The sequence below is a fragment of the Bifidobacterium sp. M0404 genome (assembly GCF_016101415.1).
Taxonomy (GTDB): Bacteria; Actinomycetota; Actinomycetes; order Actinomycetales; family Bifidobacteriaceae; genus Bombiscardovia; species Bombiscardovia polysaccharolytica.
The window spans coordinates 263,438-280,819 of sequence record NZ_JACFQP010000002.1; the positions used below are offsets into that span (position 1 = coordinate 263,438).

The following is a 17,382-nucleotide window of genomic DNA, read 5'->3' on the forward strand; positions in this document are numbered from 1 at the left end:
CCGCGACGAGCATATGCGACAAGTGCAAGTCGTCTAGGTGTGCTCGCGCACAGTGGCATGGCTTCATGTGCAACGTTGACGCCGCCGACAGGCATAAGACGACCAAAAGTCATCAGACCAAAACCGACCCTATCAGGGCCAGAGTCAAGCGAGGAGCAAAGAAATCATGAGCGCATCAATCGAGATCGTAGGCAATGCTGGCGGCGACCCGTCCACTACCGCCTTTCAGGACGGCGGCGAGTCCACAACGGTCAGCGTCGCCGTCAACCAGGGATACTTCGACCGCGACAATAACTGGGTCGATCAGGGGACGGCCTGGTATCGGGTCACGCTCAGAAGCGACCAGGCTCGGCAACAGGCCAAGTTCATTACTAAGGGCGTCAAACTGATAATCTCGGGCACGCTGAAAGTGCGCGCCTATCAGGACAAGCAGGGCGTGGACCGCCAGTCCCTTGAGGTGATGGCGCGTCATGTTGGGATCGTCCACACGGAGCCTCGCCGACAGGCTCAGCAATGGGGGAGCTCGCCCAAGCAGTGGAGCGGCCGGCAGTCGCAAGTTTCTGCCGGGCAGTCACACGACCCGTGGGGAGGTGCCGGCAATGACGATCCGGTCTTTTGACCTGCACACCTGGCTTGAGGTGGCAATAGCCCACCGGGAAGCTGCTGAAGCCGAGCGCCAGAAGGAACCCGTATACATAGCCAGACTGGAATGCAGCCATGGATATGCGGAGGGTCTGGCATGAGCCGGCTTGGCGTGGAGCTGTTCCGAGTGGCCATTGACGTGCCGAAGGGACTGCTGCTGAAGAGCAATGGCAGCCAGGGAATGGTGCATGCCAACGCAGCACGGGCCAGAGATCTGAAAAGGCTCGGCTACATCAAAGGACGAAACCTACGCCTGCCCAGGACAGTCAGCGAGCCCATCGACATGCTGACTGTAGTCAGATACCCCAAGCGCACGGGAAAGGCTGATGCGCCCAACCTGTACCCGACCGTCAAACATCTGGAAGATGGGCTGGTCCTGGCAGGCGTGCTCGTGGATGACTCCTACCAGTACGTCAAACAGCATATTTTCGCAGTCGGGGAACCGACCGGGCGGCCAAGGATATGGCAGGTGGTCATCACCGGGCATCGCATCGAGGCCGCAACATGAGCATGGATGACCTATGGGCGCTGGCTCTGTTGACAGCATCAGTGCTGCTCGCCTGGATCGGAAGGTGGGCATCATGACTTGGCTTGACGAACGAACCCTGTTGATAGCCCACGTGCTGCGTGAGCCGACCGCCGGCAGGCGCGGGTATACGCGTCGGCTGCACCGGGTCGACCCCAAGCATGAGGGGCGCGCATCCAAGGAGGACATGCTCCGCCTGCACAGGATGCCCAACCCCATGGTCCGCTTCCCCGGCTGCTCGCGCCCGATCGAGGATCTGCGCGGCAGCCGGTACGGGATGCTGACCGTGCTCGGGTATGCGGGCCGGAGAGGGCGAAAAACCATGTGGGCCTGCCGGTGCGACTGCGGACAGGCCGGGATCTTCGCCGGACAAAACCTGATCAGCGGACGGACGAAGTCCTGCGGTTGCCAACAACACAAGAAAGGAGGAGAGCGTGCGGATCAGGAGCATCAAGCCTGAGTTCTGGCGCAGTGACGATATCGACGCATTGTCTATCCCCGACCGGCTGCTGTTCATCGGTCTCTGGTCCTATGTGGACGACAATGGCGTGGGCTTGTTCAGCATCAAGAACATTGTCGGTGATCTGTTCGCCGGCGACATGTTACGAGACTCTAATGAGACTCTAATTAGAGTCAAGGAGGGTTTAAAGGCGCTTTTCGAACGTAGTCTCATTGAGATTTATTCCCAAGATGGGAACACCTATCTTGCGATCACAAACTGGGGAAAGCACCAGAGGGTGCCGAACCCGAACAAGCCGAGATATCCGCGTCCATCCGCCGATTCCGAGACCCCGCTCTACCTGTTTAATGAGAGTCTAATTAGACCCCACAAGAGTCTACGCACTGGAACAGGGGAACAGAGGAACAGGGGAACAGAGGAACAGATACCCCCTATAGCCCCCCAAGGGGCGCGGAGTGAATCTGAATCTCATGAGCCGACCTCTGAGCCGACGAGACATTTCGAGCAGTTCTGGGCGCTTTACCCGAATCATGACTATCCGGATGCTGCCGTCAGGGAATTCAAGCGTGTGCTCAGACGGACGGGTACGGAGAGGGTGACCCTGGTGGCCCTCCTGCAGGGTGCACAGGTGCTCCGCGATGAGCACCGGGACCCCAGGTACATACCAACCGCCAGCAAGTGGCTGCATGACGGGGGCTGGAAGAATAAGCCCAAGCCTAGGGCCCAGCAGCGGGCACCGGTAGCAAGCCGGAGCCAGCAGAACCTGGACCACAACCGGCAGGTCGTGGAACGGGCGCTGGCACTGGAACAGGAGCAGAAGCAACGACAGCAGACGAGTAAGGAGCTGACGGCATGAGCAAGCAAATCAAGTACTCGGAGGCGACCCTGGTGTACGCGAAGATCATGACCCACCACGGCAACGCACCGTTCGAAGATGCGGATGCCCAGCAGTTCTGGAGGGAGCTGGACGACCTAGTGACCCTGCACGACGCGAATGCTGCCGTGGAACAGTTCTATGGCTCGCACCCCGGCACCGACTGGATGCGGGCAGGGGATGTCAACATCCTTGCCAAGCGGTCACGCGCCGCACGTCTCCCTGAGCAGGCGGAGATCGGCCGACTCATGGACCAGGCGGGCATCGACTCGGATCATGCCTTCGCCTACCGCAGGCAGCTGATTAAAGCGATCAGCCTTGGCAAACCAGTGGTGCAGGCGCAGGCCTTGGCCGTGGAGGCCGCAAGTCGCCAGGCCATTGAAGCGCCCAAGCCCGCCAAGCCCCGCCCGAAGAGCTATCACTTCGCGGGCCGCGGCCAGGCACAGATCGGGGCCATGAGCCTCAAAGACACCATAGGAGGAGCAGCATGAGCCGAGTAGACCAGGAGCGCAAGGCCATGGACGATCTGCGGAACAAAATCCCCGTAGCAGAGATCCGGCGCAAGTACAAGTACTCGCTGCCTGTCATCCAGGCCATGCAGGACACGATCTGGCGCGAGTCCAAAAACCAGAGCGATACTTTCGACCCAGACATGGAGGGACCCGAGTTTTGATAACACCACGATGCCCTATCTGCGAGGGCGTGCCAAGAGGACCACTGTGCAAGACTCACCGGCAGGAGCTCGCCAAGACGCTCCACGAGCTCAGGGGCGGCATGCATGATCTCAAGCGCATGGAGCGGCGAGAGATACGCTACACGGCTCACGGTAGGGGAGCTACACGCCCGGCCTTTGCATCCGCGCCCATCGACATCAGTGCCGCCGTCCTGTACGACCAGGTGGAGGACACCATCCAGGATGTGGCCGGCGACATCGGCCTCTGGGGAGGCAAAGCGCCACAGCTACTCGACAAGCTGGCTGCCAGGATGGGCAAGCTCGCCGACGCGCCAAACTCTGGCCGCGACTATAAGCAGCTGACCAACGCGTTCCACCGGGTCAAGATGCGTACCACGCCGCCACAGGATCGGATCATCCACGGGCACTGCCTTAATCCGGAGTGCGGGGCTCAGCTCGTCGGTCTGCCTGATGACACGATGGTCACATGTCAGGAGTGCGGGAGTACATGGGCGGTGGCCGAGGTCAGACGAGCCAGGCGCGAGCGCATGGCAGGCCATTACATCACCGGCAAGCCAAAGCTTGCAGCACAGTGGATCAGCCAGGAGATCGGCATTGAGATCAAGCGAGGCGATGTGAGCAACTGGCGCAGCCGAGGTCTGCTTCATCCAGTGGAGACGGATGTCAGCGGCGTATGGCAATGGGCCAAGCCTGAGCTGTTGGCATGCGCGGAACACATGCGTCTTGCCACTTGACGAACAGTGGCTTGAGTGCGATACTTAGATATAGTTGGTTTATTGTAAGGGTCGGGCAGGGATGTCCGGCCCTTTCGCATTTGCCTCCGAAGGAGGAGCCATGCAAGACCGAGAAACGATAGACCCGGCCGACAAACGGCAATACCTGAGCTTCATCCAGGGAGTCATCAATCGCATGGCTTCCAACTGCACGAGCCTAAAAACCTGGCTGACTCCCGTATTGGCCCTACTCTACGGGTTCGCCGTGCAACAGCACAAGGGGGAGCTGGCATGGATAGGCATAGCATTCTGCCTCGTCTTCTGCGCCATGGATACCATGTATCTGTCCATGGGGCGGGCTTACCGACACCTTTATGCCAGGGCTGCTAAGGATCAGACGGCATTGTGGGACATGAGCTACGACGCATCCGACGTCACAGTCAAGCCCTACCTGCGTTCCTTGCATTCGTGGTCCGTGCTCCCCTTCTACGGGGTAATGGCCCTTGGCGGGATTGCATTGGCGATCCTAGCGTGCTGAATTAGGGTCTTGTGAACCCTTGTTTGGCCCACTTCGGCAGCGATGTATGGATTTGTTCGTAAACCTGTTGGCTAGAGCCGGGTGGGGTAAAACGCGGGATAAAAGCGCTCATGTAATCATCGATGCAGTAAAATGGATTGTCGCCCTGAGCGTCGGTATTGCCCGTTGAGTCCTCCAGGCCATTGATGTCTATGGCCAACAAGGGCTTTCTGATCTGCCAAGCCCTTCGAATCTCGTACTGGACCCAAGGGCGGCCTGCGGTATATCGCCCATTTAGGACGATTACGGCAGATTTATACCTCATTTCTTCTTCGATCCAGTTTTCGATGGCTCTATTACCTTGCCTTTTAACTTTTTCCCAGTTCTGAGAGTTGATATGCTGCCCATCGACGACTCCCATGTTCATAATCTGCTGGACACGCCAACTATCTTCCTGATAGTGGAAACTATAGAAAACCGCCATATCTTCCTCCTCGAAGACTGCTGAAGAATCAACGCACAACATTTTACTAGCACTTGCCTGCAGGTCTTTTCCTTACTTTCTCCCTGCGGGCACCATGCTTGCCTGGCCACGCCATAATCTCAACCTTGGACGCGAGCCAGGCAAGGCCCTACTTCTTCTTGCGTGGTCTGCCTCCGCCGACTCCGCGGCCTGGCCTTGCGGCGTTCCACTCGTCGATGGTTTTTTCGCTCCAGCCGCGAGTGCGGCCCACGTACACGTCGGGCGCAGGCAGCCTGTAGTGGGAGAGCGCGCCCAGGGTCACGCCCAGGCGTTCGGCCACCTGCGTCATGCTGAGGTACCTGCGGGTCATCGTCCGTGTCCCGCCGCAAGCCCGAACCCGCCGGCGGCCAGCCCGAAGATCCCTGCCGGAATCGGCTGCCAGAAGGCGAGGGCGAGGCTGCAGACGCCGAGCGCCAGCGCGATCCATCCGAAAGTGTTGAACCTGTCCATGATTGGTTTCCTTTGGGTTAGTCTGGAAGACGGGGGTTCCGGTTTCTATGGGCAACCGGAACCCCTCTGTCATGTCATCGCTTCCTGTTCTGGATGATGGCGATGACTGCGGCTATCGCCGACACCGCGGAAGCGATGGAGCTGATTGCCGTCCAGATGTTATCCATTGGTTTCCTCCTTTCTGATTACAATTACTATAATAACAAACTCGTTAAAGTATTCAAGGGGGAAACGCCGTGCATTTTCAGCCCGAGAAGCACTGTCCCACGCCGCCCTTGCAGGGATTGCCCTCAGACACCCAGGCCGCCTTGCTGACATATGGAACCCACAGCCCAGGCGGCCCTCCGCTCCAGCGGTCTCTTGTACCCCCGACCTGGCCGAGCTCCCGTCCGACAGCTGCGCGTTGCCGCAGGGAAGCCAGCCGACTGAAACGTTTGCCCGCAGGTTCTTTGTTTTTATCTTCTTCCTGCGGACTTCGACCCTGCCTGGCCACGCCACAATCCCAACTTTGGACGCGAACCAGGCAAGACCCTTCCTGCGCCTACTTGGCGGGTGTAAGCCCGTGCTCCTTGGCGCATTCCGCGCATACCGGTGCCGACCCGGCAGGGGCATCAGGGTTGTGTTTGACGGGCTTGCCGCAGAATACACAATGATCGCCAAACTGCTTCAGGTAAGCCTGCGTGGCGACCTGGCCGATCTGATTCCTGCTGTGCTGGTCCAGCGTCACCTTGACTCTATTCACATGATCACCTCCCTTCGTACGACCCAACCTACCCACCCAGGAGCGGCCATGCCAACCAGGCGCAGCAGATGGCAGACCTCGCACAGGCGCGACCGGCTGCCCCACGACTGGCAGCAGATCAGAGCCGCGGTCAGAGCCAGAGCGAACGGCAGATGCCAAGCCAAACAGCATGCGAACGGCTGCAACGGCATCGGAACCGACTGCGACCACATCATCCCAGGCGACGACAACAGCCTGGACAACCTGCAATGGCTTTCATCGGCTTGCCATAAAGCCAAGACCGCAAGGGAAACCGCAGCACGCAATGCATGGTATCGTGAAACCAGGCTTCATCCCGTCGAAAAAAATCCGGGATCGATTCCTCCCGGGGTGGGGGGCACCTCCCCGGGGGCCGCGGGATAACCGCCGGATAGCACCCCCGATTATGCGTGCGTCCTCCCGTTCGTTTTTCGCCCGGATTCCGGCTTTCCTGAGTTTCCTGGCGTTCGCCTTTCTGTGTGCCGTCTATGTGACTGGCAGGGGCACATGGGGGAAGAGCCCAGACCTGCTTTCCGTCACAGGAATCGTGTTTTTACCGTTGTCACGTAATTGATTTAATGATTGATATTATTAAGTTATATGTGTTTTATTAGTTTTGTCACGGTATAATTAAAGCATGACACGATGCGAGTTCTGCGGCAAGCTGCTGCCTGAGCATGCGGGGAGGGGTCGCCGGCGCAGGTTCTGCTCGGACGCCTGCCGTCAGCGGGCCCATCGGGCGGACAGGAGGATGCCGGTGCCCACGGACATGGCCATGGCCGACCGGTGGCTGCGCTGGCGGCTGGTCCACCGGGGCGAGGGCACCAGCAAGCGCCCGGTCCGTTTCGACGGGGCCCCGGCATCCAGCACCGACCCGGCCACCTGGACCAGCCTGCCCACGGCGGAGCAGTCCACGGTCGGGGATGGTCTGGGCTTCGCCCTGGGCGGCGGGTTCGCCTGCATCGACCTGGACCACTGCTACGACTCCCGGGGACACCTGGCCGACTGGGCCAAGATGCTGCTCGCGCCCGTGGCCGGCAGGACCTGGATCGAGATCAGCCCATCCGGCCAGGGCCTGCACATCTGGGGCCGGTGCGCCGAACGCAAGGGCATCAAGGTGCGCGGCCTGATGGACGCGGAAGCATACTCGCAAGGCCGATACATGACCTACACAGGCCACGCCTGGCGGAACAACCCGGCCAAGCTGGCCGACCTCACTTATCTTTTCGACATCATCGAGAAACTGGCGATTTGAGCATCTTAGGGGGTGCGTTGTGGCGAGGAAGACTCAGCGCATGCCCCAGGGGCTGGTCAAGGGCGGCAAGGGGCAGCGCCTGTGGAAGGACCTGACCAGCTACATCGAGTTCACGGATGTGGAGCTGCGGATCCTGGAAAACGCCTGCTACACGGAGGACCGGATAGCCAAGGAGCGTCGGGCCATCGGCGACCATCTGACGGTGAAGGGCAGCCAGGGGCAGATCGTAGCCCATCCGCTGCTGGTGAACCTGCGGCAGGACGAGGCGCATTTCGCGACGCTGATGAAGCAGATCGACATCCCTGACGAGCAGGAGGGCATGGATTCCGGCGAATCCCGGTCCTCCATGATGCGTTCGGTGGCGCAGAGCAGGTGGGGGAAGGCGTACGGGGCGGACTGATGGCAAGACTCCTCAAACGGGTGTCGGTCGTCCCGGACCGCTCCGGGGAGCTTGAGGAGATCAAGTCCTGGTACCATGAGGCGCTCGCCTCGGAGCCTGCGCCTCAATGGCATACTGCGCCGGTGTGCATCGGCCCCACCTGGAAGCGCGGCAAGGACGGCTGGCTGCTGCCGAAGATCACCCTGGGCTGGGATTTCCTGGCCTGGAGCGGCTACTGGCTGCGCGATTCCAAGGCCGGAGCGCCATGGAAGTGGACGCTGGAGCAGGCGCGCTTCTGGCTGTGGTACTACGCGCTGGACGAGACCGGGCACCCGTTGCACGACAATGCGGTGCTCCAGCGGCTAAAAGGCTGGGGCAAGGACCCCATGGCGGCAGGCGGCGCGGTCACCAGCTGCTTCGCCCCCCTGACTTTCGACCATTGGGACCGGACGAGCGGCGACCCGGTGGGCAGGGACGAGCCGAACGCCTGGGTGCAGGTGTGCGCGGTCTCCCAGGAGCAGACCAAGAACACCATGAAGCTCCTGCCTGGCCTGATCCCCGCCGAGACCAGACGCTACTACGGCATCCAGCTGGGCAAGCTGAACATGTACGCGATGGGCGACAGCCGGCAGATCGAGGCCGTCACCAGCAGCCCCCTGGCCCTGGAGGGTGGCAGGCCCACTTTCCTCGTGCGCAACGAGACGCAGAACTGGAACGGGTCGAACGGCGGCCTGGACATGGACGGCGTGCTCTCCGGCAACACGGCCAAGCGCGAGGACAGCGTGAACGTGAAGATGCTCGACATCTGCAACGCCTACCGGGACGGCGAGGATTCCGTCGCCCAGCGGGTCAGGGAGGCCTGGGAGGGCACGCAGGGCGACCCGGACAGCGACGACCTGGGCAAACGGCCCAAATACATGGATTTCGGCCTCCTGTACGACAGCATCGAGGCCGCTCCTGACACGCCCATGAGCGAGGAAATGATCCCCAGGGTCATCGAGGACATCCGTGGCGACTCCGTCTGGCTGTCCACCAAACGCATCGTCAAGGAGATCATCAACCCGAAGAACCCGGTCAGCGAATCGAGGCGCAAATGGTACAACCAGTGCATGGCCCCCGAGGATGCCTACGTGACCGCCCAGGAATGGGATGCGAACGAACGGCCCGACCTCATGCTGGAGCACGGCGAGCGGATCACCCTCTTCCTGGACTGCTCGCTGAACGATGACGCCACCGGCCTGGTCGCCTGCCGTGTCGGCGACGGGTTCGTCAAGCCGCTGGGCATGTGGCAGCGGCCCGCAGGCAAGCGGGGAGACGGGTGGCGCGTGCCCAGGGAGAGCGTTGACGACGCGATCCGCAAGGCCATGCACGACTACCGGGTGGTCGGCCTCTGGGGCGACCCCAGCCATGTGCTGGACGACGAGACCGGCCTACGCTACTGGGATTCGCTCTTCGACGCCTGGCACCGCGACTACGGCAGGAGGCTGAAAGTCTGGGCCCAGCCCCAAGGCCGGGACCGGCATGCGGTCATGTTCGACATGGTTCGCATGGACGTGCAGAAACGCTTCGTCACAGCCGTCGACCAGGCCTACTCGGACATCACGGCAGGGGACTTCCCCCACGACGGGGACGCCCGGCTGCGCCAGCACATGCTCAACGCCCGCAGGCAGCCCACCAGGGCGGGCATGAGCATCGCCAAGGAAGGCCGCGAGTCCAGGCGCAAGATCGACCTGGCCATATGCGCCATCGGCGCACGCATGATCAGACGCGAGTACCTCAACACCCGCAAGCAGGGAGGCGGACAGGTATGGTGACCACCGAATACTCCACCGAGCAGGAGGCGCGGAACGCGCTCCGGAGCCTGCTCCTGCCCGCCTGGGCCTCGGAGCTGCCCGCCATGAACAGGATCGACCGGTGGTGGCGGTGGAACCCCAAGCCCATCAGGCTCAAGAAAGCCACCCAGGAGCACCGGATGCTCAGGGACATGGGCCAGACCCCATGGCTGCGCCTGGTGGTCACCACCCTCGCCCAGACCCTCTACCTGGAGGGCGTGGACATCCAGGGTGCCGACAACCGGCAGCGGGAGGCCGACTTCTGGCAGCCGTGGGAGCGCAGCCGCATGGGACGCCGGCAGATCGCCCTGCACCAGTCCGCACTCGCCTATGGGACCGCCTACACGGCGGTCAGGGCCGTGGACGCGCCGGAGGGGGGTGTGGAGTCGCGTATCGACTGCTATTCGCCCAGGGAGTCCATCGCCCTGTATGACGACCCTGCCGGCGACTCCTTCCCGCAGGTGTTCCTGCGGGTGCGGAGGATCAGTCCCAGGCAGGAGAGCTTCGAACTGTGGGACAGCTGGAACGTGTGGCTGTGGACCCGGGAGCAAGGCTCCTACGCGTTCGTCTCCTGCACGCCCCACCTGGCGACCGACCCGCACGGGAGGCCCGTATGCCCGGTGGTCCGCTACGCCAACCAGCAGGACCTGGAAGGGCGCACCCCGGGCGAAGTGGAGCCGTATATACCCCTCGCATCCAGGCTGAACAAGGACAATTACGACAAACTGTTGGCCCAGCATTACAACTCCTGGAAGGTGCGCACAGCCACCGGGCTGGAGATGGGGGAGCTGACCGACCAGCAGCGGGCCGAGAAGAAGGTCCAGATGGGCCAGGACGACATGCTCGCCGGCGGCGAGGGCGTCAGCTTCGGCACCCTGGCGGAGACGGATCTGGGTAACCTGGTGGAATCCAAGCAGTCCGACGTGGAGGAGCTGGCCGCAGTCAGCCAGACCCCAACCACCGCCTTCGGCAAGATGGTCAACGTGGGCGATGCGGGCATCGAGGAAAGCCGTGCAGGCTTCTACGCCAAACGCAACGAACGCCGGGCCTCCTTCGGCATCAGCCACCTGGACACGCTGCGCCTGTGCGCCGCCGTGGAAGGCCGGGAACAGGATGCCTCCTGCTTCACGATGACCCCCATGTGGAAGGACACGGACACCAGGACCATGAGCCAGGCCGTGGATGCGCTCGGCAAGGCCGCGCAGATGCTGGGCGTGCCCCAGCAGGAGCTGTGGGACATGATCCCCGGCGTGACCAAGACCATGGCCGACTCCTGGCGCGACTACCAGCAGGCCCACCCCAACCCGGACGACATAGCCGTGAAAGCCTACATGGGGCAGCTTGCTCCGAACTCGGGGGAGTAGGCCATGGCGCTCACCCAGGAAGGGGCCGTGCTCACTGACCGGCACCGGCGCAGCCAGGTCAGGCTCGCCATTACCGCCGACAGCCAGGCCAGGAGGCTCTGGGACTCCAGCCTGAACCTGGCCGACCTGGACGCCAGCCAGCCCGTCTGGAAGCAGACCATGCTCAACCTTTTGGAGACCTGGTACCACATCAGCCAGCAGGAGGCGCTTCTCTACCTGCCGCAATTCAGGCAGGCCGAGCATGGCGGCAGGACCGGCATCCGCGTGGCCGTGCCCCGATTCGATAGGGACGCGGTCGGAGACCAGCTTGCATGGATGGGCTCCACGAACGTCAAATGGCACCTGAGCATGGGCCAGACCCAGCAGGACGCCTACGAGGCCGCCAGACGGCTCTTCCTCGGCGCTTTCCACGAGGCCGTCCTCGCCGGAGGGCGGGGCACGGTCCAGGAGTGGGCCAGGAAGGACCCCAGGGCCATCGGCTACCGGAGGGTCGCTGACGGCAACCCCTGCACCTTCTGCGCCATGCTCGTCGGCAGAGGCCCCGTGTACACCAGCGAACACAAGGCCCTCTCGCAGCGGGGGGGCGGAGCCTACCATCCGCACTGCGGATGCACCGTCGAAGTCGTCTACGGCGACTGGAAGCCGGACAGGCGGGAGCAGCAGTGGGTCGACGACTACTACCGGGCCGCCGAAAGCCTGCCCAAGGGCGAGCCCAGGACCTACGACAGGATCCTGCCCATCATGCGCCGGCAGGGCGCATACCGGGACAGCCCCGGCACCAGCCAAGCGCTGCAACGCCGGGCCGAAAACGGGTGGGTGCGCAAGATCGAGAGACTGGACGGCGGCTCACGGCCCATGCCCAGCACCTGGCCGGGCAACACGGCACCGCTGAGCAGGCAATCCCAGGATCACATCCTGCATGGCGACCCCGCCCACAAGAGGGGCGGGCATCAGTACGGGAGCGGGATCGGCGGCAAAACCGAATTCCCCAAGGACTGGGACGGGCAGCGCATCATCACCGAAATCGGCAGGGTGCTGGCCGACCCCGACTGGACGCTGGAGGGCGCAAACGACCGGTCCCTATGGCGGTTCGGGAAAACCGTCGACGGGGTCCAGATCGAAGTCAGAGCCTACCGGCGTAGCGGCCGTTTCTTCGTCGACCATGCCTACCCGGCCGGAGGCGAAGGCGTCACCAGAGTGACCAGGAACGGTAGAATCGTCGTGGGGCCAAAAAGGTCTGGACACTGGAAGGAGGCGCGGAAATGACCAACATCAGCTTTGAAGGCATGATGGCAGTCGCCAGGCAATGCCAGGACGTGATTCGCGGCATCAACCAAGACAGCGAAGATGACATGGAGGATGCCATCACAGCCGGCGAGCCGCTCGCAGCCATCGAAAGCGCCCTCGACGCCGCATACGACCATCCCGAACTAAGCCGGCGTTTCCCACCCCAGGTCAGGCTGATGGCCGAAGACCCCGACAACTTCGAACTGGAGCCATACAGGGAGTATCTGAACACGTAACCGTCCACTAGCCCAACCACACCTATCAGCCATCGGGAAGTTCCCGGTGGCTTTTTTCATGCCCGCAGGACGGGCGGAACAGGAGCAGCCATGACCGACGAAGCCGACCCCGTCGAGGGCAGCGCCCGACAGGACGCAGAGCAGAATCAAACGCAGCAGACCCAGCAGAAAAGCCAGCAGGGCGAGCTCGAGGACGCCAAGCAGCAGGCCCCGTGGGAACGAAACGGCGAACCCTTCGACCCGGAGAAGGCCTGGCATCTGATCGAGAACCTCCGCCACGAGAAGGAGGACCTCGCACAGAAGAACCGCGCCTACGAGGACGAGAAGCTCACCGCTAGGCAGAAAGCCGACCGGGACCTGAAAGAGGCGCAGGACAGGCTCGCCCAAGTGCAGGCCAAGGCCGCATGGGCCGAAGCCCGCGCCAAGCACCCTTGCCTGAGCGAGGAAGACTATGACCTGATCGGGGCAGGAACCCCCGAGCAGATCGCCGACAAGGCCGCGAAGCTCGCGGCACGCATCGAAGCGCAGGCCGCCTCTGATGCGGGAAGGAAACCAACCAACCCGGTGCTGCGCGCCAACCCGACCGGAGGCAACGATCCGACAGCCTCCAAGTCCAAGGACTGGGTGCGCGACGCACTGGAAAACAACCGCTAGGAGACAACCTATGAGCGAACCAAACATAATCACCCGCGACGACCTGTCCGACTCCCTGATCCCCGATCAGGTGAGCAAGGAGATCATCCAGACCATGCCGCAAAGCTCCGTCATCATGACGCGGGCGAAGAAAGTGCCGATGAGCGCCAAGAAGGAGAAGCAGCCCGTCCTGGCATCCCTGCCCGACGCCTACTGGGTGAACGAGGGAGGCCTCAAGCAGACCACCAAGACCGGGTGGGAGGACGTTACCATGACCGCCGAGGAGATGGCCGTCATCGTGCCCATCCCCGACAGCGTCGTGGAAGACAGCCAGATCAACCTATGGGACACCATCAAGCCGCTCATCGCGGAAGCCATGGGCAAGAAGATCGACCAGGCCGCCATTTTCGGCATAGACAAGCCCGCATCCTGGGGCACCGACATTCTCGCAGGAGCCACGGCTGCAGGCAACAACCTCGCCGAAGGCACCGGCAAGGACCTCGCCGACGACGTGGCCAAGCTGGGCCGCAAGCTCAGCGAGGCCGGGTTCGGGCTCAGCGGCTTCGCCACCATGCCCGGATTCGGATGGCAACTGACCGGACTTCGCAACGCGAACGGCACACCCATCTACGTGCCCTCCCTGGCTCAAGGCACCCCTTCCACCCTGTACGGGTACCCGCTCAATGAGGTCGTAAACGGCGCATGGGCCGTCGACAAGGCCGTTCTGCTGGGAGCCGACTGGACAAAATTCGTCTACGGCATCCGCCAGGACATCCGCTACCAGGTCTTCGACCAGGGCGTCATCTCCGACGAGGACGGCAAGGTTGTGTACAACCTGATGCAGCAGGACTCCCAGGCGCTGCGCGTGGTCATGCGCGTCGGCTTCGCCGTCGCCAACCCACTGACCCGGCTCAAGGACAAGGGCAAGCAGTACCCCGCCGGCTTCATCACCCCCGCATCCGCCAAGCAGGCCACAAAGTGACCGCACGGCCGGCCTTCGCCGAGCCCGAAGACTTGGCCGAATGGCTGGGCGAGGACATCCCCGCCGACAAGGAGGACGCCGACCACAAACGCGCCCAGCGATGCCTGCGGGCCGCATCCAACCTGATCCGCAACCAAACCGGCCGCGACTGGACCGGCGAGGACGGGAAACTGCCAGACGACCTGCCCGAGGAGCTGCAGGACGTGTGCCTGGCCTGCGCCGGACGCATGTACACCAACCCCAACGCGGAAACCCAATGGAACCTGCAAGCGGACGACGGCATGGACGGGGGCAGCCGCAAAGTGGAGGAGCCAGGCCTGTACCTGACCGCCACCGAGAAAGCCACCCTATCCAGGCTCACCGCCAGACAGTCCCCGGTCATCGCCGGCATCGGCGTCATCGGCACCACCCGAGGCGAAGCCGCCAGCAGCGACATGCACCACGAATGGGACGACGACAGCCGATTCCTCATGGCCAGAATCACGGAGTCAACATGAGACAACGGTTCCGGCAGCCCGACATGGGCAAGCTGCGCGCCTATGCCGAAAGCCTCATGACCGACACCATCCGCATCACCCGGCCCGGAAAGACAGCCGTCGACCCCGTCACCGGCGCGGAAACCCCAAGCGGGGAGACCCTGTACGAGGGGCCGTGCAAGGTGCAGACCTCCGGAGGCATGGCCTCCCAGACGAGCACCGCGTCCGGCGACTCCTCCAACATCGGCGGCATCGTGCCCGAATGGAGCCTGTACCTGCACCTGCCCATCAGCGCCACAGGCCTACACGAGAAGGACGTCGCCCAAGTGATCGACTCCAAGGACCCCGACCTGAAGGGCCGCCGGATGCGCCTGGTCAACATGCAATCCGAGAAAACCCTAGCGACAGCCAGACGCTGGAACGTGCAGGAGATACCCAAGGAGGACTGACATGCCGACCATCGACACGGGACAGGTCAAGGACCTGGCCAAGGCGCTCGCCGTCATCCCCCTGCGCAACCAGACGCTGGTCGCAGCCGCGGTCAAGCACGGGGCGCAGAACATCAAGGAAAGCGTGAGCGAGGACCTGCAATCCTCCAGCAATCATGCCATCCGCCGTATCCACATCCACTACGACATGCAGGAACGTGGTCCGGTCGTGGAGGCGAACATCGGCCCCGAACAGGGCGGCGCATCCAGCCTGGCCAACATCGCCTTCTTCGGCACCAGCCGTGGAGGCGGCAGCCACAAGTTTTATGAGCACGGCGCTGACGAGCTGGAGCCGACCGCCCGGTATGTCAGAGAGGCGGCGTCCAAGCTATGAGCCGGACCGTGGAGGTCAGGAAAGCCGTCATGGCCCTGGTGCCGGCCATGCCCGGCTGGCGGGTGTATGAGGATGTGGCCACCGGGCAGAGCCCGCCCTGGGTGGTGGTGCGCGTCTCCGAGACCGGTCGCAGCGGGGCGGAGGATCTGCATGCCGTCTCCCATGACGGGGTGCTCGACATCCGCGTCGTCGGCCGTGATGGCGACGGCATCAGCATCGCCATGGACCGGCTCAAGGACAGCCTAGACGGGGCCATGCCGGTCGACCGGAGGATCAGCCGGCTGGTCCCCGACCAGGACTCCGGCCTGTATGCGGCCGAACTGATCGATACCGCCACATCCGCCCCTTATCTCATGCGCGTGCTCACCTGGCGCTTCGCCTGGAGCGCCTGACCAAACCAAACCCGAACCAAGGGACCCCGCCATCGTGTGGGGTCTTTGCATATCCGGTACCAATCAATTGGAGGAAACCAATGGCTGATACGACCAACCCCACCACTCCCGCCGCCCCGACGGGACTGCCCACGGCGACCATCGAGGATGGCAACATCCTGACAATCTTCGTGCCCGGCTTCGACGGCATCAAGGACATGTCCAAGCCGACCGTGGCCGAACTGAACAAAGAAGGGAACCTGAACCTTTCCCAATACCTGGACGGAACCGGGTGGAAACTGAACCACACGCAGGAGATGATCAAGGACGACCGCGAGGCATCCGCTCAGGCGGGCGAGATCCCCGGCGCGGAGAAGTTCGACGGCGGCTCCCTCCAGATCATCAACAACGTGAACACGGACGAGCCGAACAAGGCCTTCGAGACGCTGCGCAAGGGGGTGCAGGGCTACTTCGTCCGCCGCCGCAACAAGACCCAGATCGCTTTCGAGGCGGGTCAGACCGTCTCGGTCTTCAAGGTCACGATCGGCATCACCACGCCGGTGGCTCACGCCGCCAACGCTCTGACCAAGAGCCAGACCAGCTTCAGCGTGGCCCCCGGCTCCTATGACGAGACGGCGACCGTCACCGCCTGACCTATCCCGATCTTCCCCCGTGTGGCTCCTGCTCCTGCCGCACGGGGGCCTTTCACCTCCAGGAGCAGTCGATCTTATTAGGAGCAGACATATGGAAGTCATCGTCAAGCCGATAACCAAGACTGTGGAGATAATCACCGACCTCCAGCTCATGAGCGACATCGTGGATCTGGGCAACCAAGTCGTCGGCCAGGACAAGAGGAAAAAGGCAGATAAGGAGAAGCTGGCCGGCATGGTCAGTGAGCTGGACTCCAAGACCCTGGTGCTCACCCTGAGGGGGCTGCCGTCAAGTCCGTGGAACGCCATCGTCATCGACCATACGGACGTGGTCAAGGATCGTGCGGTTAAGGATTTCCTGGGCATGATCAGGGATGCTGTGCCGCGCATGCTCGTCAATGCCGCGTGGAAGGACGGCGCAGAGGTCACCTTAGAGGCCGGTGAGTTGGAGGAGCTGATTGACTCGCTCACCGACATCCAGGTGGCCGACATCATACAGACCGTCCAGACGCTCAACACCCCCGTGAACCAGCTCCCAAAAGCGGTGCGCGAGCTGATCGGCTAGCGGACAGGCTCGCACAGCATCCCGATATCCTCGCCCAGCTCCGGGTCGCCCACGGGCTGGGAATCTCCTACAAGCGCTTCCTCGGCTGGGTTCCTACACCGGATGACCCGGTGGAATGGGACCAAGTGGAGCGCGACTGGATGATGGCCCTGGACATCTACGAATCGTCCCACAAGTGCCCCGTATGCGGCATGGATATCAGCTTCTGCCACGACGAGCAGGCCGTCAAAACCGCTTTCAGCGACGCGGATGTGGAGACCTGCTTCGTAGGGGAGATGCGCGAGAAGGCCATGACCCGTTTCTCGGAGTCCGGCATCGTCGAGGCCCCGAACTCGCAGACCACGAAACTCAAGCCCAGACTATAAAGAGGT

Annotated in this window: 28 protein-coding genes; 24 read left to right on the plus strand and 4 right to left on the minus strand. The window is 62.7% G+C overall.

Going from position 1 to position 17,382, the window contains the following annotated elements; genetic code table 11:
* The first annotated feature begins 166 nt into the window (after positions 1–166).
* From H3T93_RS05230 to H3T93_RS05265, 8 genes are all read left to right on the plus strand, one after another.
* Entirely contained in the window at positions 167–619 is a 453-nt protein-coding gene (locus tag H3T93_RS05230) for a single-stranded DNA-binding protein (protein ID WP_144177731.1), read from the plus strand.
* A 120-nt stretch (positions 620–739) separates the two neighbouring features.
* Positions 740–1,150 (plus strand): hypothetical protein, encoded by a 411-nt coding sequence (locus H3T93_RS05235; RefSeq protein WP_144177729.1) that lies wholly within the window; start codon positions 740–742, stop codon positions 1,148–1,150.
* Between the two features lie 73 nt (positions 1,151–1,223).
* Positions 1,224–1,628 carry a hypothetical protein gene (locus H3T93_RS05240; RefSeq protein ID WP_144177727.1) on the plus strand — a complete coding sequence of 135 codons (405 nt, stop codon included), beginning with the start codon at positions 1,224–1,226 and terminating at the stop codon, positions 1,626–1,628.
* Positions 1,603–2,484 carry a hypothetical protein gene (locus H3T93_RS05245; protein ID WP_144177726.1) on the plus strand — a complete coding sequence of 294 codons (882 nt, stop codon included), beginning with the start codon at positions 1,603–1,605 and terminating at the stop codon, positions 2,482–2,484. Before H3T93_RS05240 ends, H3T93_RS05245 begins: the two co-directional genes overlap by 26 nt.
* A complete protein-coding gene (locus H3T93_RS05250) occupies positions 2,481–2,993 on the plus strand; it encodes a hypothetical protein (protein ID WP_144177725.1) in 513 nt (170 codons plus the stop codon). Before H3T93_RS05245 ends, H3T93_RS05250 begins: the two co-directional genes overlap by 4 nt.
* Complete coding sequence (locus tag H3T93_RS05255) at positions 2,990–3,175, plus strand: hypothetical protein (RefSeq protein ID WP_144177724.1); 186 nt, start codon at positions 2,990–2,992, stop codon at positions 3,173–3,175. Before H3T93_RS05250 ends, H3T93_RS05255 begins: the two co-directional genes overlap by 4 nt.
* A gap of 29 nt (positions 3,176–3,204) precedes the next feature.
* Positions 3,205–3,930, plus strand: coding sequence for a hypothetical protein (locus H3T93_RS05260; protein ID WP_232348688.1), 726 nt, complete (start codon positions 3,205–3,207; stop codon positions 3,928–3,930).
* A gap of 100 nt (positions 3,931–4,030) precedes the next feature.
* Entirely contained in the window at positions 4,031–4,447 is a 417-nt protein-coding gene (locus tag H3T93_RS05265; protein ID WP_144177722.1) for a hypothetical protein, read from the plus strand.
* Between the two features lies 1 nt (position 4,448).
* Here the strand turns inward: H3T93_RS05265 and H3T93_RS05270 are convergent, their stop codons facing one another.
* The 4 genes from H3T93_RS05270 to H3T93_RS05285 form a co-directional block, all read right to left on the minus strand.
* Positions 4,449–4,910 (minus strand): TIR domain-containing protein, encoded by a 462-nt coding sequence (locus tag H3T93_RS05270; protein ID WP_144177720.1) that lies wholly within the window; start codon positions 4,908–4,910, stop codon positions 4,449–4,451.
* Positions 4,911–5,058: 148 nt separating this feature from the next.
* The gene (locus tag H3T93_RS05275; protein ID WP_110425425.1) at positions 5,059–5,259 is read right to left on the minus strand and encodes a hypothetical protein; all 201 of its coding nucleotides are present in this window, start codon (positions 5,257–5,259) and stop codon (positions 5,059–5,061) included.
* Positions 5,256–5,399 carry a hypothetical protein gene (locus H3T93_RS05280; RefSeq protein WP_186363932.1) on the minus strand — a complete coding sequence of 48 codons (144 nt, stop codon included), beginning with the start codon at positions 5,397–5,399 and terminating at the stop codon, positions 5,256–5,258. The genes H3T93_RS05275 and H3T93_RS05280 overlap by 4 nt, the downstream gene beginning before the upstream one ends.
* 541 nt (positions 5,400–5,940) lie before the next feature.
* A complete protein-coding gene (locus H3T93_RS05285; RefSeq protein ID WP_144177719.1) occupies positions 5,941–6,141 on the minus strand; it encodes a hypothetical protein in 201 nt (66 codons plus the stop codon).
* Between the two features lie 48 nt (positions 6,142–6,189).
* Here H3T93_RS05285 and H3T93_RS05290 point away from each other — a divergent pair, with 48 nt between their 5' ends.
* From H3T93_RS05290 to H3T93_RS05365, 16 genes are all read left to right on the plus strand, one after another.
* The gene (locus H3T93_RS05290; protein WP_144177718.1) at positions 6,190–6,543 is read left to right on the plus strand and encodes an HNH endonuclease; all 354 of its coding nucleotides are present in this window, start codon (positions 6,190–6,192) and stop codon (positions 6,541–6,543) included.
* A 253-nt stretch (positions 6,544–6,796) separates the two neighbouring features.
* Positions 6,797–7,414: a hypothetical protein gene (locus H3T93_RS05295; RefSeq protein ID WP_144177717.1), complete on the plus strand. Its 618-nt coding sequence runs from the start codon at positions 6,797–6,799 to the stop codon at positions 7,412–7,414.
* Positions 7,415–7,433: 19 nt separating this feature from the next.
* Positions 7,434–7,814: a hypothetical protein gene (locus tag H3T93_RS05300; RefSeq protein WP_233439338.1), complete on the plus strand. Its 381-nt coding sequence runs from the start codon at positions 7,434–7,436 to the stop codon at positions 7,812–7,814.
* Positions 7,814–9,607, plus strand: a complete 1,794-nt coding sequence (locus tag H3T93_RS05305) for a terminase (RefSeq protein ID WP_198214742.1) — start codon at positions 7,814–7,816, stop codon at positions 9,605–9,607. Before H3T93_RS05300 ends, H3T93_RS05305 begins: the two co-directional genes overlap by 1 nt.
* Entirely contained in the window at positions 9,601–10,989 is a 1,389-nt protein-coding gene (locus H3T93_RS05310) for a phage portal protein (RefSeq protein ID WP_144177715.1), read from the plus strand. The genes H3T93_RS05305 and H3T93_RS05310 overlap by 7 nt, the downstream gene beginning before the upstream one ends.
* 3 nt (positions 10,990–10,992) lie before the next feature.
* Positions 10,993–12,255: a VG15 protein gene (locus H3T93_RS05315; protein ID WP_110425419.1), complete on the plus strand. Its 1,263-nt coding sequence runs from the start codon at positions 10,993–10,995 to the stop codon at positions 12,253–12,255.
* Positions 12,252–12,512, plus strand: a complete 261-nt coding sequence (locus tag H3T93_RS05320; RefSeq protein ID WP_110425418.1) for a hypothetical protein — start codon at positions 12,252–12,254, stop codon at positions 12,510–12,512. The genes H3T93_RS05315 and H3T93_RS05320 overlap by 4 nt, the downstream gene beginning before the upstream one ends.
* Positions 12,513–12,602: 90 nt before the next feature.
* Entirely contained in the window at positions 12,603–13,166 is a 564-nt protein-coding gene (locus H3T93_RS05325) for a hypothetical protein (RefSeq protein ID WP_144177714.1), read from the plus strand.
* Between the two features lie 10 nt (positions 13,167–13,176).
* Positions 13,177–14,127, plus strand: coding sequence for a phage major capsid protein (locus tag H3T93_RS05330; protein WP_144177712.1), 951 nt, complete (start codon positions 13,177–13,179; stop codon positions 14,125–14,127).
* Positions 14,124–14,624 carry a hypothetical protein gene (locus tag H3T93_RS05335; protein ID WP_144177711.1) on the plus strand — a complete coding sequence of 167 codons (501 nt, stop codon included), beginning with the start codon at positions 14,124–14,126 and terminating at the stop codon, positions 14,622–14,624. The genes H3T93_RS05330 and H3T93_RS05335 overlap by 4 nt, the downstream gene beginning before the upstream one ends.
* Positions 14,621–15,052 carry a DUF6093 family protein gene (locus H3T93_RS05340; protein WP_144177710.1) on the plus strand — a complete coding sequence of 144 codons (432 nt, stop codon included), beginning with the start codon at positions 14,621–14,623 and terminating at the stop codon, positions 15,050–15,052. Before H3T93_RS05335 ends, H3T93_RS05340 begins: the two co-directional genes overlap by 4 nt.
* A gap of 1 nt (position 15,053) precedes the next feature.
* Positions 15,054–15,425: a hypothetical protein gene (locus tag H3T93_RS05345; RefSeq protein ID WP_144177709.1), complete on the plus strand. Its 372-nt coding sequence runs from the start codon at positions 15,054–15,056 to the stop codon at positions 15,423–15,425.
* On the plus strand, positions 15,422–15,817 hold the full coding sequence (gp17, locus tag H3T93_RS05350) for a tail completion protein gp17 (RefSeq protein ID WP_144177707.1): 396 nt from the start codon (positions 15,422–15,424) through the stop codon (positions 15,815–15,817). The genes H3T93_RS05345 and gp17 overlap by 4 nt, the downstream gene beginning before the upstream one ends.
* Positions 15,818–15,897: 80 nt before the next feature.
* On the plus strand, positions 15,898–16,449 hold the full coding sequence (locus H3T93_RS05355; RefSeq protein WP_144177705.1) for a phage tail tube protein: 552 nt from the start codon (positions 15,898–15,900) through the stop codon (positions 16,447–16,449).
* 91 nt (positions 16,450–16,540) lie between these two features.
* On the plus strand, positions 16,541–17,011 hold the full coding sequence (locus H3T93_RS05360) for a hypothetical protein (RefSeq protein ID WP_144177703.1): 471 nt from the start codon (positions 16,541–16,543) through the stop codon (positions 17,009–17,011).
* 110 nt (positions 17,012–17,121) lie between these two features.
* Positions 17,122–17,376 (plus strand): hypothetical protein, encoded by a 255-nt coding sequence (locus tag H3T93_RS05365; RefSeq protein WP_144177701.1) that lies wholly within the window; start codon positions 17,122–17,124, stop codon positions 17,374–17,376.
* The last annotated feature ends 6 nt before the right edge of the window (positions 17,377–17,382 follow it).